The 16,761-nt window shown below is 49.3% G+C and carries 18 protein-coding genes; 10 read left to right on the forward strand and 8 right to left on the reverse strand.

Going from position 1 to position 16,761, the window contains the following annotated elements; all coding sequences use genetic code 11:
* Window position 1: 1 nt before the first annotated feature.
* A complete protein-coding gene (locus MESINF_RS02225; RefSeq protein WP_169698336.1) occupies window positions 2-697 on the forward strand; it encodes a hypothetical protein in 696 nt (231 codons plus the stop codon).
* Window positions 698-700: 3 nt separating this feature from the next.
* On the opposite strand, the gene xpt is transcribed toward MESINF_RS02225, so the two are convergent.
* Both xpt and MESINF_RS02235 read right to left on the reverse strand, forming a co-directional pair.
* Entirely contained in the window at window positions 701-1,297 is a 597-nt protein-coding gene (xpt, locus tag MESINF_RS02230; RefSeq protein WP_169698337.1) for a xanthine phosphoribosyltransferase, read from the reverse strand.
* A gap of 48 nt (window positions 1,298-1,345) precedes the next feature.
* The gene (locus MESINF_RS02235) at window positions 1,346-1,975 is read right to left on the reverse strand and encodes a queuosine precursor transporter (RefSeq protein WP_169698338.1); all 630 of its coding nucleotides are present in this window, start codon (window positions 1,973-1,975) and stop codon (window positions 1,346-1,348) included.
* A 91-nt stretch (window positions 1,976-2,066) separates the two neighbouring features.
* On the opposite strand from MESINF_RS02235, the gene MESINF_RS02240 reads away from it, so the two are divergent.
* The 4 genes from MESINF_RS02240 to MESINF_RS02255 all read left to right on the forward strand — a co-directional run bounded on the left by MESINF_RS02240 (window position 2,067) and on the right by MESINF_RS02255 (window position 5,585).
* Window positions 2,067-2,597, forward strand: a complete 531-nt coding sequence (locus tag MESINF_RS02240) for an NUDIX hydrolase (RefSeq protein WP_197712697.1) — start codon at window positions 2,067-2,069, stop codon at window positions 2,595-2,597.
* Window positions 2,584-3,405, forward strand: a complete 822-nt coding sequence (locus MESINF_RS02245; RefSeq protein WP_169698339.1) for an aminoglycoside N(3)-acetyltransferase — start codon at window positions 2,584-2,586, stop codon at window positions 3,403-3,405. Before MESINF_RS02240 ends, MESINF_RS02245 begins: the two co-directional genes overlap by 14 nt.
* Window positions 3,406-3,485: 80 nt before the next feature.
* Entirely contained in the window at window positions 3,486-4,232 is a 747-nt protein-coding gene (gene gpmA / locus MESINF_RS02250) for a 2,3-diphosphoglycerate-dependent phosphoglycerate mutase (protein ID WP_169698340.1), read from the forward strand.
* 120 nt (window positions 4,233-4,352) lie between these two features.
* Window positions 4,353-5,585, forward strand: coding sequence for a radical SAM protein (locus tag MESINF_RS02255; RefSeq protein WP_169698341.1), 1,233 nt, complete (start codon window positions 4,353-4,355; stop codon window positions 5,583-5,585).
* Here MESINF_RS02255 and ylqF read toward each other — a convergent pair.
* Window positions 5,564-6,391 carry a ribosome biogenesis GTPase YlqF gene (gene ylqF / locus MESINF_RS02260; protein WP_169698342.1) on the reverse strand — a complete coding sequence of 276 codons (828 nt, stop codon included), beginning with the start codon at window positions 6,389-6,391 and terminating at the stop codon, window positions 5,564-5,566. The two genes, MESINF_RS02255 and ylqF, sit on opposite strands and share 22 nt — an antisense overlap.
* 99 nt (window positions 6,392-6,490) lie before the next feature.
* Here ylqF and MESINF_RS02265 point away from each other — a divergent pair, with 99 nt between their 5' ends.
* The 4 genes from MESINF_RS02265 to MESINF_RS02280 are packed head-to-tail and all read left to right on the forward strand — an operon-like array spanning window position 6,491 to window position 10,410.
* Entirely contained in the window at window positions 6,491-7,342 is an 852-nt protein-coding gene (locus MESINF_RS02265) for a DUF4438 domain-containing protein (RefSeq protein ID WP_169698343.1), read from the forward strand.
* Window positions 7,343-7,392: 50 nt separating this feature from the next.
* Window positions 7,393-8,406, forward strand: a complete 1,014-nt coding sequence (locus MESINF_RS02270; protein WP_169698344.1) for a glycoside hydrolase family 10 protein — start codon at window positions 7,393-7,395, stop codon at window positions 8,404-8,406.
* A gap of 15 nt (window positions 8,407-8,421) precedes the next feature.
* Window positions 8,422-9,531: an aminotransferase class I/II-fold pyridoxal phosphate-dependent enzyme gene (locus MESINF_RS02275; RefSeq protein ID WP_169698345.1), complete on the forward strand. Its 1,110-nt coding sequence runs from the start codon at window positions 8,422-8,424 to the stop codon at window positions 9,529-9,531.
* Between the two features lie 30 nt (window positions 9,532-9,561).
* Window positions 9,562-10,410, forward strand: a complete 849-nt coding sequence (locus tag MESINF_RS02280; RefSeq protein ID WP_169698346.1) for a MurR/RpiR family transcriptional regulator — start codon at window positions 9,562-9,564, stop codon at window positions 10,408-10,410.
* 569 nt (window positions 10,411-10,979) lie between these two features.
* Here MESINF_RS02280 and MESINF_RS02285 read toward each other — a convergent pair.
* The 5 genes from MESINF_RS02285 to MESINF_RS02305 are packed head-to-tail and all read right to left on the reverse strand — an operon-like array spanning window position 10,980 to window position 15,587.
* Window positions 10,980-11,807 (reverse strand): carbohydrate ABC transporter permease, encoded by an 828-nt coding sequence (locus tag MESINF_RS02285; protein WP_169698347.1) that lies wholly within the window; start codon window positions 11,805-11,807, stop codon window positions 10,980-10,982.
* Entirely contained in the window at window positions 11,800-12,687 is an 888-nt protein-coding gene (locus MESINF_RS02290; RefSeq protein WP_231936810.1) for a carbohydrate ABC transporter permease, read from the reverse strand. The genes MESINF_RS02285 and MESINF_RS02290 overlap by 8 nt, the downstream gene beginning before the upstream one ends.
* Window positions 12,688-12,740: 53 nt before the next feature.
* The gene (locus tag MESINF_RS02295) at window positions 12,741-14,024 is read right to left on the reverse strand and encodes an ABC transporter substrate-binding protein (protein ID WP_169698349.1); all 1,284 of its coding nucleotides are present in this window, start codon (window positions 14,022-14,024) and stop codon (window positions 12,741-12,743) included.
* Window positions 14,025-14,045: 21 nt separating this feature from the next.
* Complete coding sequence (locus tag MESINF_RS02300) at window positions 14,046-14,834, reverse strand: nucleoside phosphorylase (RefSeq protein WP_231936811.1); 789 nt, start codon at window positions 14,832-14,834, stop codon at window positions 14,046-14,048.
* A 9-nt stretch (window positions 14,835-14,843) separates the two neighbouring features.
* The gene (locus MESINF_RS02305; RefSeq protein ID WP_169698350.1) at window positions 14,844-15,587 is read right to left on the reverse strand and encodes a GntR family transcriptional regulator; all 744 of its coding nucleotides are present in this window, start codon (window positions 15,585-15,587) and stop codon (window positions 14,844-14,846) included.
* A gap of 286 nt (window positions 15,588-15,873) precedes the next feature.
* Between MESINF_RS02305 and MESINF_RS02310 the strand changes: the two genes are divergently transcribed.
* Window positions 15,874-16,755, forward strand: coding sequence for an alpha/beta hydrolase (locus MESINF_RS02310; RefSeq protein ID WP_169698351.1), 882 nt, complete (start codon window positions 15,874-15,876; stop codon window positions 16,753-16,755).
* Window positions 16,756-16,761 lie beyond the last annotated feature (6 nt).

Here is a 16,761-nt window from a genome sequence, read left to right on the forward strand (position 1 = left end):
CATGTTTCTCAGGTTTTTATGGCTCTCTCTTTTGCTGGCTGCTGTAACTGTTGCGGCCGGTAATGTCGGGCTGCAGGTCGATGCGGGCGTCTCCATGCCCTGGAGCGGATACCTTAAAAACATAGAAACCGGAGAGAGGGTCGAAATAATAAAACGGGCGAACTTTCGCGCTTTTTTCCAGACGACTATCGGTTACACCTTTTTTGAAGAACACTCGATAGAAGCAATGATCTCACCATTTTCGATCGAAAGTCGTCTGGAACAGGACGGCGATGAAGGACCGACCGAATATACTTCCAGATACGTTCAGGACACTTACCGGTTGAGATACAGGTATCTTCTTCCGCCCCTGGAAAGGTTCTGTCTCCAGATAGGGTTGCACGCCACGCTGCAAATGAAAGAGCTGGTTATAGATGGTTCAAGGGAATACACGAACAAATGGATTAACTTCTCCTTCGGACCGTCGGCCCTTATCAGTATTTCTATGAACGAGATAGTCTCCCTGATAATCGAAGTCGAAGCCGGCATAGGGGCCGATAACGGTTTTCTGGATATCTTTGCCGGCCTGAATCTCAGCGGTCCCTTCTATTTTGTTCGGGCCGGGATAAGAAATCTTTCAACTAACGGCTTTTCCGGCGTAGAGGCTCTCAGCACTTCCTTCTGGAATTTTGGAGCACAGTTCAGGGCCGTTTTCTGATTATCAATCTACGAATCTCAACGGTTCCAGAGAAGAGATCCTGACCAGTCCAAGCACCGGAACGCCGAACTCTTCCAGTAGATTCCGGCCCTCTTCGAAAGTCTTTTCTATGACGGCCGCGAATCCGCACAGTTTCGCTCCGGTCTTCTGTACGAGCCTTCCTAGAGCCGCAATGGTCTGACCACTGGCGAGAAAGTCATCCACGATTAGTACCCTGTCGGACTCTCCAAGGAATTCGAGCGAAACGTTAAGCTCTACGGTTCCTCCTTTGGTGTGAGAGGGCGCGGTTTCGGTGATGTACCGTTTCATGGTTATGGGCTTCTTCTTCCTGGCAAAAAGCAGCGGGACTCCCATGCACTCGGCGGTCGCCAGCGCCGGGGCGATGCCGGAGCTTTCCACTGTGAGCACCTTGGTTATCTCCGCGTCCTTGAAGGTATCACAGATCAAATTGCCGGCCATTTTGATGAGCCGGGGATCTATCTGATGGTTCAGAAAGGAATCAACTTTCAGTATTCCTCCTCCAAGTACCGATCCCTTTTCAACTATCGCTTCCTGAATGCTCCTGACAGCTAATTCTCTTGAAACCTGTATGATTTCCATGCCTCTACCTCCGGGAATATATACTGATATGATCGACTTCCAATATGTCTATCCTTTGAAGTATTCGTCTCTTCTTGGAACTAGTTTGATGGTCGGGAGCGAGATAAGGGTGACCGCCATCTTGACGATGATGTTGGATAAAGTGATAGATAGGACGGTAACGAGCGGCAAAACCCCGGCAAAGGCGATGAACGAAAAGATGAAACTGTCTATGACCAGAGCGACGCCGTTTGAAAAGAGGACTGCCTTTATGTCGCCGAACTTCCGGTACACCCTGTCGAAAACCTCCGTGTCTATGAGTTCGGAGAAGACTTCAGCTATCATGCTCGCGATCGTTATTCTCCAGAAAGGCATCAAGATGCTTTCGTAGGCTCCCTGAAGATTCCAGGTGGGGTCGGCCGGCATTTTGCCGATCAACCAGAATAACCCAGCCATGAGCAGGTTGAGAATTCCGGCAGTTATCACGACCTGTCTCGACCTCTCTTTTCCCCACGTCTTGTGCACGAAATCCCTGAGGGTGAAGGTGAAGGGATAGATAACGGTCCCTCCATCGATTGCCAGATGAAGGAAGGGAAGCGTGGTGATCTTTATCGAGAGAATATCCGCGAATATCTGAAAGGAAATGTATAGTGAGACGCTTAATATTCCTATATCTATAATACTTCTTCGATTTTTCATTCTTCCGGCCGACTCCTGCTCACGTCAATCGTATCCAACGAACTTGAACTATCAAGAGGAATTATACATATATTCGCGAAAGATAGAGTTTATGTATTTTGAAATTCGAATAAAGCTGTTTATTCAGGGAGCCACAAATGGTATCATTTTCCTTGAAGGATTAAAAGCGGCGGGAGAGGTTATGGAAGATCACACTCCGGAGATAAGATTCCACACAGATTTAGAATATATCCTCACTTACGTGGTTATAGGAACACGCTACCTGGATAAGTGGGTTTTCGTAAGGCACAAGCTGCGCCGGACCTGGGAGATACCCGGGGGTCACATTGAAGAGGATGAAACTCCCCTCGAGGCTGCACAAAGAGAGTTGCAGGAGGAGACGGGGGCCCGGTTTTTCGAACTCTACGAGATCTGTTCATACTCGGTTTTGAAAAATGGAGCAGCAACCTCAGGAAAGCTCTTTTACGCTAAGGTTACCGAACTTGGAGAGCTTCACCCCGGGAGTGAGATCGGGAAGATAGCGCTCCGGGTAGGTCTTCCGGTCAGGCTGACTTATCCGGAGATTCAGCCGTGGCTTTTCAAAAAAATCGTGAAGTGGGAGAGAAACTTTGAGCGAAGCTGATGCCGTTTCAAGAAGCCGTTTCGGACCCGTTACCGTTATTTCGCTCCGCAAGGATTTTGAGAACCTTGGAATTAAAAAGGGTATGAGACTCCTGGTTCACTCTTCGCTCAGTAAGATGGGCTGGGTTTGCGGTGGTCCCGTGGCCGTTATAAGAGCAATCGAAGAAGTAATCGGTATTGACGGAACTCTCATCATGCCGGCACATTCGGGCGATCTCAGCGAACCTTCGAGCTGGCAGAACCCTCCGGTACCGGAATCGTGGTATGGGATAATCCGAAAGACCATGCCTCCGTTCGACCGCTCAGCGACACCTACAAGAGGGATGGGCAAAATACCGGAGACTTTCAGAAAGATGAAGGCCGTAGTCAGGAGCAATCATCCGCAGGTCTCGTTCGTTGCCAGGGGAAAGGACGCTCTGTACATAACGGACGATCACCAGCTGGACTTCGGTATGGGCGAAGGATCACCGCTTGCAAGAATGTACGAGCTCAGGGCCTTCATACTCCTGATCGGGGTCACCCACTCTAACAACAGTTCTCTTCATCTGGCCGAATACAGGGCCGAGTATCCTTCAAAGGAAGTCTGTAAAGATGGCGCTCCGATTGTGGAAAAAGGCCAGAGGATTTGGAAAGAGTTCTTCGACATCTCACTCAGCACAGACGACTTCGAGGATATTGGCAAGGCCTTCGAAAGCGAATATCCCTACCTGGTGAACCGTGGAAAGGTCGGTTACGCCGACAGCCTTCTGATTCCGCAAAAAGAACTCGTGGATTTCGCCACTAGATGGATGAGCGAGAATAGAGAGTAAGCGGCCGGTAACGGTCGGTTTCATTCAGGCTTCCCGTAATAGTTTATAATATTCCTGAGAAGTCGAAAGGAGGAATAGCTATGACAAAGCTAGTCGTTGTAAGACACGGGGAAAGCACCTGGAACAAGGAGAACAGGTTCACCGGCTGGACCGATGTCGATCTTTCCGAGAAGGGAAAGGAAGAGGCGAAAAAGGCCGGCGAAATCTTGAAGGCTGAAGGCTTTAAGTTCGATCTAGCCTATACATCCGTTTTGAAGAGGGCCATAAGAACGCTCTGGTATATTCTGGACGAGATGGATCTGATGTGGATACCTGTTATAAGGGACTGGAGGCTCAACGAGAGGCATTACGGCGCCTTGCAGGGCCTGAACAAGGCCGAAACGGCCGCCAAACACGGGGAAGAACAGGTGAAGATCTGGAGGAGAAGCTACGACATACAGCCGCCCGCGCTCGAAGAGAGCGACGAGAGGTTCCCGGGCCACGACCCGAGGTATGGAAATCTCACGGCCGACCAGCTTCCAAAAACCGAGTGTCTGAAGGATACCGTTGCGAGGTTTCTGCCGCTGTGGAAAAATGAAATCTCAAACGACATAAAATCCGGGAAGAAGGTTCTGATAGTGGCCCATGGAAACAGCCTCAGGGCTCTGGTCAAGTACCTGGACAACATTCCCGATGACGAGATAGTCGGTTTGAACATACCTACGGGAATCCCTCTCGTTTACGAACTCGACGACGATCTGAAACCGATAAAGCATTATTACCTCGGCGACCCCGAAGAGATCGCCAAAGCCCAGCAGGCCGTGGCGAATCAGGGCAAGGCGAAATAGTCGCTAGGGAGCATAAAGAGGAAATCGGGAACCGAAGAAAGGTTCCCGATTTTTTATACACAGGCAAGATCCCGGTCGCTGAAACCACCACTAGATAATAAAATAGACCGGAGGTGAGAGATGTCAGTATTCGCTTTTCTCATGGATCTGGCGAGGAAGGAGTTCAAGATCGATTCTCTTTCCGGCCGCGGCAGGATGGATTTCGATCGACCGGCGGGTCTGTATATACATATCCCTTTCTGCAGCGAGAGATGCGATTTTTGTCCCTACAACAAAGTGAGATACGATCCTGAAGTGGCGGCCATTTACCCTCAGGCTCTGGAGAGGGAACTGGAACTCCAGGGAGTGAAGAGCTTCAACTCTCTATATATTGGCGGCGGCACGCCGACACTGGATATGGATCTCCTTGAAAATGTAATCAACCGTTTCTCGAATTCGGTTGATGGAGAACTTGCGCTGGAAGTCCATCCGGCCGATGCAACAGCCGAAAAACTCGAGAGAATAAAAAGAACGGGAATCGATTTCGTCAGTTTGGGAATACAGTCCTTCGACGACCACACCCTGCGGAAGATGGGCAGAAAAAGACAGAACGCGACCCTTTCCAGAGAAGCGATCGAGAGAGTCGTCCTTGCCGGCTTCGGCTTTGTCGATGTTGACTTGATCTTCGATTTTGAACTGGGAAGTGAGAGCACTGCTCGGGACCTGGAAATCGCCATGGATTACGGGCCACATCAGATCTCTGTTTATCCCATGATGAGATTCACCGGAACGGCTCTGGCCGGAACGAAAAACGATCCTGAAAGGGAGTTGCAGGTTCTCGAGATACTTGAAGAGAGAGCCCGAAACAGAGGTTACTCCCGGGACACACTATGGACTTTCAAAAAGCATGGCGAATCGAAGAGATACAGCTCCGTCTCGCGTGAGTTTTTCCTGGGGCTCGGAACCAGCGCTTCTTCTTTCAACGGCAGACAATTCACAACCAACACTTTCTCCCTGGACGAATACTACCACTACATCGACAGAGGCCGTATTCCGGTAAGAAGGGTGATAGAGATGAACATTCTTCAGGCTTCTCTGTATTACTCTTTCTGGGCCCTGTACGGCGGGGAGCTCGATCTGGAAAGGCTGAGGTCACTCTTTGGAGAGCCGGACCGCCGGCTATCGGAACTGCTGGAGCTGGCCAGAAAGACTGGATATCTGCGACAGGAGAGCGAAAAACTGGTTCCAACAAAAAAAGGCTACAGGGAGCTCCATAAGATAGAAGAGTGGCTCACCTATAATTTCATCGATGTGATCTGGACGGAGTTGAGGGAAGAGGCGGCAAAAAGACCTCACACGGGGTCTGCCTGGTAGAAGGTGTCGGGATCCTCGAAGGAGAAGCGGCCAGCCTTTCCCGAAGCAACATCTCTGAGAAAAGTGTGCGCACCCCTTGTGGTATCGTACTGACCCTGTCTGGCTAGAAAGTTCCTCTTCCTGCAGAACTTATCGATCAAATCCTCGGAGTTTTCGAAAGATGTTCCTGCATATTCGAACAGGCTCTCCCTTCCGTACCTGCCCACGATGAGATCGAGAACTCTCTCGAAGGCGTCCATTGGATCGAACTGTTCATAAGGCAGAGAGCCCACGGCCAGCAATTTTGTAGTTATGTGTGCCGAGTGAAGGTTGGTGTAGAGTATTCCCGGTGTGTCGAGAACGGCGATCTGCTGGGATACGTTGATCCACTGAACACCGCGGGTGATTCCCGGACGGTTGCCGGCCGCGAGAGATTTCTTGCCCTTCAGCCTGTTTATGAAGGTGGACTTTCCCACGTTCGGCATCCCCACCACCATGAACCTCTTTTCGAAAAACCTGCTCTTAACCAGCGGCACCACTTCCCTGATTATGAATTGCCTCGCGTCGCTGTTCACCAGGCTGGCCTCTATGACCCCCGTGCCCTGCGAGGAGAAGTACTGCTTCCACAAATGCGTTATTTGAGGATCGGCGAGATCGCTTTTGTTGAGAACGACGATCCTCTGCTTGTTGTGAAAGAGTTTCTCGGCTTCGTAAGCTCTGCTGGTCAAGGGAATCCTCGCGTCCAGCAGCTCGACCACGGCATCGACCGATTTGATATTTTCCTGAATCTGTCTCTTGGCTTTCTGGATGTGCCCGGGATAATACATGACTCTACCTCCAGACTGGATTATAGCATGGTTACAATTCCCCGGTCTTCTCGCTTCTGTTGCTATAATAGAATCGAAGCAACGAAAGGAGGTAGTACTGTGAAGACCAACAAAGACACAGTTGTGAAGATATCAGTTTCCGGCGAGGTGGCGCATCCCCTAATGAGAAGCCCTTTCAGGCTGGAGACCGATGGCACACCAAGGCTTTTCCCCGGGACGGGAGGAATTACCTACAATTTCGCTCTGGGCGACAGTGCCTTCAAAATGACCGGCGATCACGTGGAACCGGATGTTTCAACGAAAAATCCCGACAACGACAAAAACGCCGCCTACGTAGCCTACTCGTGCATAGGCAATTCGGCCCTAGTTATCAGCGGCGACGCCAAGGGAGAGCGTGGAGTGGTAACCGGTAAGCACGGAGGCATAAACCATGTTTTGATCCACTTCAAGGAAGAGGTCAAAGAGAAGATGGCCATAGGCGACAGGATACAGGTGACCGGTTACGGCCAGGGTCTCGTTCTGGAAGACTACCCCGGAATAAGGGTATATAACATAGACCCCTATCTTCTCGAGAAAGTACCGGCAGTGGAATCGGACGGAAGGATACACTTTCCCGTCAGAGCGATAGTTCCGGGGTATTTGATGGGATCGGGCTCCGGCTCGGGAAACCCCGCCGGAGGGGATTACGATATAATCACCAACGACCGTTCCCTGGTAAAACGCGTAGGCCTCGACAAATTGAGGATCGGGGACTTCGTCGCGTTGGAGAACCACAACGACTCCTTCGGACTTGGCGGCTACATGGAAGGCTCGGTAACCATAGGCGTCGTAGTTCATGGCGATTGCATCATAACCGGCCACGGACCTGGAGTAACGGTGATAATGGCCGACGGCGAAGGAATAATCGTACCGGAGGTTTCTGAAAAGTCGAACATAGTTGACTTCATCTGAGAATCGCGTAGCGTGGCAAATCGAAAGATCTTTTATTCCGGAGGGCCGGTATGAGAGATCCTGGCTTTGGCGTATGGGCCGTGAGGTCAATGCTATTGAATTCCACCTGTGTAGAAAAGATGATCTCGAAGCTGCAGGAGATTTCGGCGGGTCGCGCTTACGTGCAGGTCGTAGGCAGGGGCGATTCGCAGTACAGATCCGGTATTCTTCCGTGGGCCGAAGAACTGGATGGCCCTTTCGACGGTCTCTCGAAGACGATCGAGATGGCTCGCGGCAGCGGCCTGAAAATTTCGGCGTGGATGAACGTGAATCTGGTTTGGAAGTTCGGCGATAGGCCTTCCTCGAAAGAACACGTGGTTAACTCCCATCCGGAATGGATAACCCGCGACGAGCGGGGCGTCTCGATGCTGGAATACTTCTCTTGTGATATAGAAGAGGTCTTCGGACCCTTCATCGACCCGGGTATCCCACAGGTCAGGCATTTCACGGCCGCGATCGCCGATGAGCTGGCCTCCTACGATGTGGAAGAAGTTCATCTAGACTTCATCAGGTACCCTTTCAGGACCTTCGGTTACGCACAGGCGGCCCTTCGCGAATACAGGGAATGGCTGCGGACCGCAAGCCTGAAAGACACGGCGGAGAACTTCGACAGATTCAGAATAGAATCGACGGGCGAGCAGGTACGGCTCATAAGCGAGAAGGTGAGATCGAGGGGTAAAAAACTCTCCTGCGCCGTCTTCGACGACTACAGCGGGAGGGCGGTTAGGGAAAGGCTTCAGCCCTGGCTCGAGTGGCTTGAGGAGGGACTGATAGATTCGGCCGTTGTTATGGCCTACGGAAGAGAACCGGACGAGGTGATCTCCCGTGTCGAAAATATTCGCAACATACATGGATCGTTGAAGGGTATAAGAGTGGGACTGGGAGCTTTCAACTACGCCGGGAGGTGGGACGATTTCATCGGTCTCGTGAAAAGTGTGAGGAAGATGGATCCCGACGAGATAACCTTCTTTGCGTTGAGCTCGATCGACAAAGAGCTCGCCGGGAAGTTGAAAGCTCTCGGCTGATGGGAGGTTGTAACTTTGAGATTGAGAGATTTCAAGCTCGAGGTCTATTTCGAAGAATACGAGTTCAAGGCGCCGTATCTTTTGGCCCAATCAGACTGCGAGTCTTTGTCTGCAAGAGAGCTGTTGGAACTGTCAGGAAAGTCATCCGACGGATTTCTGGATACCTGGCTGGGATACACTCAGGTCAGGGGCGAGCCGTCCCTCAGAGAGAAGATAGCCGGCCTTTACGAGACCGCATCGATGGAAGACGTGCTAGTCCACTGCGGAGCCGAGGAGGCGATCTTCAACTTCATGAACGTCTTCCTCGAGAAGGGAGATCATGTGATCTGCCAGTTCCCTGTTTACCAGTCTCTTTACGAAGTGGCCCGTTCAATAGGCTGCGAGGTGAGTCCCTGGGAATTGCGGCAGACTGAAAGAGGATGGGAGTTCGATCTGAACCTTCTGGAGAGATCGATCAGACCCGAAACGCGCCTGCTGGTGATAAACAACCCCAACAACCCGACAGGTTACCTTATAAACAACGAAGAACTGGAAGAGATAGCCGCTCTTGCCTACAGGAAGGGCATATTCGTTTTCTCGGATGAGGTTTACCGTGGTCTCGAGCTTTCCGAAGAGACCCCCAAACAGAGGGCCTTCATGGATATCTGCGAAAATTCCCTATCGCTTGGGGTGATGTCTAAATCCTACGGTCTGGCCGGCTTGAGGATCGGCTGGATAGCTTCTCACGCGAAAGATATCGTGGAAAGCATGACCAGGTACAAGCACTATACAACCATCTGCAACAGCGCGCCCTCTGAATATCTCGCCGAAAGGGCTCTGGAGTGCGGAGAAAAGATCCTGGCCAGAAACGTGGGGATAATAAAAAACAACATAACCCTGGCCGAAAGCCTGCTCCTGCCCACCGGGCTCATAAGGCTGAACAGACCCGGAGCCGGACCGATAGCCTTCAACGAATATCTCGGAGGCGACGTCGATAACTTCTGTGAAAAACTGCTGGAAGATACAGGCGTCCTTCTTCTCCCGGGAAGCGTTTACGATTTCCCGGGTAATTACTTCAGAATGGGGTACGGTCGGAGCGGTTTCGAAGAAGGAGTGCAGAGATTGAAGAGTTTCCTGACCGGTTGAATAGGGTTATCATCTATTCGAGGTGATGTTATGGTTCAAAAGGAAAATGTTTTACTCACGGTCGAGACACTGAAGGATTCATTCACCAAAACCGAATCCAGGATAGCCTCTTTCGTTCTGGAAAATCCCAAGAAGGTCATATACATGTCGCTCACCGAACTCTCCGACGCCCTCAAGGTCAGCGAAGGATCTATCGTCCGGTTCTGTCAAAAGGCCGGATTCTCGGGCTTCCATCCCTTCAAGATCGCGATGGCCATGTCGGAAAGCCCCGCGAGAGACGAGATCGGGGGAGTCTCCGACCCGGAAAGCCTGAGTGAATTGAAAAACTATGTGGCTCAGAGATACATGGATGTCATACGCGACACTAGCGAATTCATTTCCGAGGAGACCCTCAGGGAGTGCGTCAACGCCGTGCTCGCAGCAGGAACCGTACTGCTGGTGGGTGTCGGTGCGTCGGGAAACACCGCGCAGGATGCTTTCTACAAATTCATGAGGATAGGTCTCAATTTCAAATACTCTTCCGACGCACATCTTCAGGCGATGATGGCCTCACAGCTTACGGAAAAGGATGTTCTCATGGCGATCTCTCAGAGCGGAAGCACGCTGGAGATAGTGGATATAGCCAACATAGCCAAAAAAAGCGGCGCCACCGTGATATGCGTCACAGGGTACGCCCGCTCCCCGCTCGCCAAAGTCTCCAGTCATGTTCTATTGACCCCCACAAGGGAGACGCCCTTCGAAAGCGGTGCGATCAGATCGAAAGTAGCCCAGCTTTATGTTCTGGAGTTGCTCTTCATGGCGGTTTTTCAAAGGATGCGAGAAACAGGCCAGAAAAGTATCGAAAAAACGGCCGAGGCAGTCGCCAAATGGATATACTAATTTACCGGCCCGTCATGGCCGAAAGAATTGACTTTAACATATTTCCGTGTTATAATATAATTTGAAGATGCTTAAAAGGCGTCTTTTCTTTTTCTCCTAATTCAACGTGGAGAATCCTCCTACGCCAACGGCCAACCGTTCTCCGAGGATCATAGTTTCGCTTTCAAAGAGGTCGGACCGAATTTTATAAAACCACTATCACTCGGCGATCCCTCGGCAAAACCACCATGTAAAGGGTACTTGAATTGAACCGGCAAACTCCTTTTTCTAGCCACTATCGGTCAGCAATTCACGGTGCGGAAAATCAACGACCTTTTCCCAAGAGTCTTGAGCCGACCTAGCTGAGCATTCCGCTGTGCCTCCCAGTCCTTCCCAGACACTTATGGTAGGCAGGTAAAACTAACGCATAGTAGTCAGATAGTAGGGTACGGAATAAACATATGGCCACCGTTATCGTAACTCAGAAACTCATAATAACTCTCTAATAAGTACTGGATTATCGAAACATTCACCGAATTTTCTCAGCTCTTTTGTGTTGGCGCTCATTCGGAAAGGCAATTGATAAAAGCCTATTTGGAACTACCCATTGTCAATCCACGGACTAAGTCGTTCTGTACAAGGAGTCCAAAGATAACCATTGGAAGCACTGTGATTATTGCCGCCGCACTCATAACACCCCATTCTATATTCCTTTCGCTTACGAACATGTTTACCAGAACAGGTAAGGGCCTGGTGTCCCGTCCGGTAAGAACTAGGGCAAACAGGAATTCATTCCACGCAATGAGGGCACAGAGTATGGATGTAGCGGAGAGCCCCGGCATTACGAGGGGGAGTACCACTCTCCTCAAAGACTGGAATCTGGTGCAGCCGTCTATCATCGCAGCTTCCTCGAGAGATGAAGGAATTTCCTGAAAGAAGCCACGCATCATCCAGATCGCGAAAGGTACACTGAAAAAGGAAAGAGCGAGAACAATCGGGAGGTAAGTATTAGAAATTCCTAGATATCTGGCTATCATGAAGAAAGGCAGTACCATTACTATGGGAGGTGTCATTCTTGCTATCAGTACTACGAAAGCGATAGTGTTTGCATGCTTCCAGTCGAACCTGGCGAGAGCGTAAGCTGCCGGCACACCTAAGAAAAGGGCTATTACAGTTGAAAGGAATGTGATCGCAACACTGTTAATCAATGATCTCACAAACTCTGAATTCCCGAAGAATTTCGCGTAGTTCTGAAGCGTAAGTCTTTCGGGAAACCATTTTGGTGGCATCGAGAACTGGTCGGCTTCAAACTTGAATGAGGAAAGAAGTATCCACGCAAGCGGTACAAGAGTCCAGATAAGAGCCATAGTAATTACTGCGAAAACCACTATTCTCGTGATAAGTCTTCTCCTAATCATAGTTCTTTCCACCACCTATAATCTTCATGTATAGTATTGTGAAGACTACCGCTATCGCGAAAGTGAGCATGTTTATTGCTGAAGAAAAGCCAATGTTATACGCCTGAAAGGCCGTCCTGTAACCGTAGAATGCGAGCGTTTCCGTTGCCGTTCCGGGACCTCCACCTGTCATAATGAACACAATATCGAAGACACGCAAAGATGTAAGCGTTCTGATAACTACCGCGACGAGTATCGAGGGTTTGAGGAGTGGAAGGGTTATATAAAAAAATCTTTGAATTGAACCGGCACCATCGACAAATGCAGCTTCATACGGTTCATAAGGAATGGACTTCAGGCCTGCAAGCAATACCAGGGTCACAAAAGGAATGTATTCCCACGCATCGGCAACGATTAGAACGGGCATGGCTGCCGAAGGGTTGGAAAGCAAGGGTTTATCTACCAGTTCTCCAAGGCCTATCTGTTTCAGGATGTAAATAATCGGTCCATAGTCGCTGTTTAGAACAAACCGCCATACGTATCCCACGACAACCGGGGCGATCATGAAAGGTATAAGTAGAATCGACTGAACTATCTTCCAGCCTTTAAACTCTGTGTCAAGCGCGAGTGCGATACCCAGCCCTACAAGGAGTTCAATGAAGACCGCTCCCACAACGAAGTTGAAAGTCCTTCCCACTGTATCCAGTGTGAAAGAATCTGTAAAGAGCCTTGCATAATTGCTGAAGCCTGCCATTTTTATTCCCAGATCAGGCCTGAGCAGATTCCAACGGAAAAAGGACATGACAACAGTATATGTAAGCGGGATCATGAAGATAACCACTATAAATACAAGTGCAGGAAGAATGTACGCAAAACCTCTTGTTTTATGTCGCAACTTCATTCTGTCCCCCATGACAAGAAGTGCCGGGTCTTTCGACCCGGCTTCGAATCAAATCAATAGTACCCTCCGTCTCTCATAAGTCTATCAACTTCCCTAACTGCATCGTTCAAAGCCTGTTCGGCCGTCTTTGTTCCGGCCAGGAACTCGGAAACTGCCGGAGCGATTATTCCACTCACTATACTTCCGCCTTCCGGTATCAAAGGAACGATAGGAGTGGGAATACAATTCTCCATAGCCGCGGCGAAGTCGCCTATCCAGGGGAAGGACTTCACAAGCTCAGGGCTGTTCAGAGCCGAAAACCTTGCCGGTATATTGCCTGTAGGAGCGGCCTCTACTTCGTTCTTTGTTTCTGTTACATACAAAAGCCACTCAAGCGCCGCTTCCTTGTCGGGCGCTTTGCTGCTGACAGAAAAGCCCCAGGAGATATAAAGCATGGGAAGCTTCTGCCCCAGCTTTTCTTCAGGCCTCGGGAATCCTACGAATCCGGCCTTACCGACGATAGAGGACCTAGATTCATCCTCGACGTAGAACATTCCAGTAGTCCAGACCTCCGCCATTGCGCTGCGTCCGCTGATGAATTCATTCAAAGCTTCCTGGAAATCGTAATTCATTGCGGCCGGGTTCGCAAACTGGAACATGTACTTCACTTCCTCAAGTGCCTCTATAGCCGCTTTTGAGTTGAAGATCGGACGCATATTCATGTCTAGAAGCGCTCCGCCTTTCGCCCAAAGCCTTTGCATGAAGTGAGTCGCAAGAAATATGCTTCTTCTTCCCATCAGGGTTACTCCGTAAAGATTCGGCGGTCTGTTGAAGAACTCGGCAATATCCCTGTACTGCTCCAAAGTCTTGGGCGGCAGAAGCTCATAGCCGTACTTGCTGAGAAAGTTGGCCTTCTCCACTGGGTCTTCGAAGAGATCCTTTCTGTAGATTATGCCTCCGAGCTCGTTCATATAGGGGATAATGTACGTTTTGCCATTAAGCTTTGCGTTTCTTATTCCGGGAATATCCGCCTCGTTGATCTTTTCGTATCCGGGAATATCGCTTATCGGGTAGATGTAGTTCGCAATCGAAAGAGCCGGATACCAGAGCATTGAAATATAAGGCACGTCGATCTCGACCCTTCCGGATGTGTAACCAAGCATCAGCTGATCAAGGTAATTAGCGTAAGGAAACTGCTGAATCTCTACCTCGATTCCCGTCTCCTTCGTGAAGCCCTCCATTCTGGTCTTCCAGGCATCCGTGTGAATTCCAACTTCACTTGAAAGACGCAAAGGAGCTGCAAGACACGAAACCATCAATAGAACAAAGAGCAAAATCATCATAAACCTGGTTCTCATTGAATCCCCTCCCTTCGGTAATTAAACAAGGTCTCCATCGTACAGTTTCTTTATTGCGGTCAGCGTTATTTCGATAGCTTCTTGCACCGAATTCTCGATTACATCTCTCTTGGGACTTTTGACAGAGAGATCCACCTTTGGGCCAGCAGATTGTCTGTATCTGTTTGCATAGCAAATGCCAATAAAACCGGCCTTCACGTTTCTTAGATAGGAAATTACAAAGAGCGCCGAAGCCTCCATTTCGAGCGATACTACCCTCCTCCTGCTCCAGCTTTGGAAGTATTCGGGATCGCGTTTGTAGAAGCAGGAGTGTGTCCAGTTGATACCGGTGACGATCTTTCTTTTCCTCTCTCTGGCAGATGCTGTCAGCGATGAATAGACATCTGGAGAAGGTACTGCCGGGAAATTCGCCGGGACATAGTAATTCGAGGCTCCATCATCACGCACGCAACCGTAAGGGACTACTATATCTCCTTCATTTACGTAATCCTGGAGACCCGCCACACTGCCTATTCTTATCAATACTTTTGCTCCTATGTTGATCAATTCCTCATATACAATGCTTGCAGAGGGGCCTCCCATACCTGTTGAAGTAACCGAAACCGGGTGTCCCTTATACTTGCCGGTATAGGTTATTAAGCCTCTGTTTTCAGCCATCTTTCTCGCGTCACTGAGTCCGGCAACGATCTTTTCAACTCTCCCCTGGTCGCCCGGAACTATAACAACGGGTGCGATGTCTCCCGCTTGGCACTCGATGTGATACTGTAATTTGTCTTCCAATCCCACTGGCTCTCTGTAGTCCTCCATCATGGTGTCACCTCAAATCTTCTTTCTAAGAACATGTATTCTGAAGACCTCAGTATTTATGAAATCCTCTGAATAAAGCATTGGCAAATTGTTCATATCCCGGTGGACCTCCTTAAGAAGCACGATCGATGTGTTCGGTTTCATATCGAGCAAACGGGCGAGCTCTTCGTCGACCAGCTTCGATTCAATTTCGGCAATAGCGTATCTTATAGGTTCCTTGAAATTTTCCTCCAGCAGATCAAATAGGACGAGTTCTTTTGCCCTACTTTGTCCAAGAATCCTGAGCAGCGCCTCCGTGCCGCCGGGAATCCTTTCCGAAGCGATATATGTTCTCGCAAATATCGCAGGAATACCGTCGGCGGCATACACCCTTTCTGTGAGGACAAGCTTTTCCCTTTCCGGCATCTCCAGTTTCACCGCCAGTTCATTATCTGCAAGGACCTCTCGAAATCTGTCGTGTACTAAATCGGGTGTCTTTCCCGAACTCGAAATGATTCGTGTCAAACCTCTCAGATATTCGATACCTGTATGGACAAACCCGCTGTCCTTAACAACGAAAGTCCCGAGCCCTTGCCTTCTGACCACAAGACCATCTCTCTCCAGTGCGGTTATTACTTCTCTAATAACCGTTCTGCTAGCGCCGTAGTCCTCACACAACTTCTCTATTGATGGGAGTTGTGTTCCATCACTCATCTTCTGAACCATCTGCTCTATCTGTTTATATATGATCTTGTAAAGAGATTCCCTCTTGGCCATATTCGATATACCTCCAGAAATTCAAGTCATCATACGTATGATGTATGACGTATTCTGAGTATACAAAATCCAGATTCATACACCATCTCTATTAATCGGGTAAAAAAGTAACTCTGGGGTATCCTCGATCGGTTGAGTGCAATTTCCTTGACGACAGTCATCATTACGATGTTTTTCATATCGGCGATATGGGGCGTCGCTCATCAAATTTTTTTACAATGAATGAAAGAGATTCCACGCTTTTTTCACGCTATCCGGTTTACATTCGAAATGGAGGTGAGATCATATGAGGTTGCTCCCGACTTTAGTAATTGTCATTACAGGTATTCTTTGCCTTGCGAACGGAAATTACATATTGCACTCGGACATTCCATACAAATCTCTCGAGAAGAATCCTCTCAACTTTCTAGATATATACAGACCCGACGAATTAGAAAGCAAAACCGGTGGGATTCCTGTAATGATAATGATTCACGGTGGTGCCTGGAGAACTGGAGATAAGGCTCATAAGAATGTCACTGCGAATAAAGTCCCATACTTCATCTCTAACAACTGGATATTTGTGAGCATAAACTACAGACTATCACCGGAAGTGAAACACCCGGCACATGTCGAAGATGTAGCTGCCGCTATTGCCTGGGTCAGGGAAAACATATCTACTTATGGAGGAAATGCAGAAAAAATCTTCCTCATGGGACACTCTGCGGGAGCACATCTTGCGGCTCTCGTTTCTACCGATGAGAGCTATCTGGCCAGATATGGAATCGGATTAGATTCAATTAAGGGAGTCGTACTGCTTGACGGAGCCGGCTACGATATTCGCGCGGCTCTTGAGAATTACGATAGAGGAATCGTCATGAACTTGATTTATCTCAGCGCTTTTGGCCGACAAGAGGAGACATGGTATGATGCTTCGCCGATCAATCATGTCGCTCCAGGAAAATCTATTCCTCCGTTCCTGATAGTTTATGCCTGCGAACGTATAGAGTCGAAAGAGATTTCCAGTAACTTCGCCCTGAAACTCCGGCTTTCCGGAGTGCCAATTCGTCTGTACAATGCCAAGGATAAAAATCACGCCGGTGTGAATATCGATCTGGGATTAACCCAGGATGATTTGACTATCACGGTAGCAAACTTTCTGAACGAGCTACTCAATTCTCACGAGTGATAAGAA

The sequence above is a fragment of the Mesotoga infera genome (assembly GCF_900157305.1).
Classification (GTDB): domain Bacteria; phylum Thermotogota; class Thermotogae; order Petrotogales; family Kosmotogaceae; genus Mesotoga; species Mesotoga infera.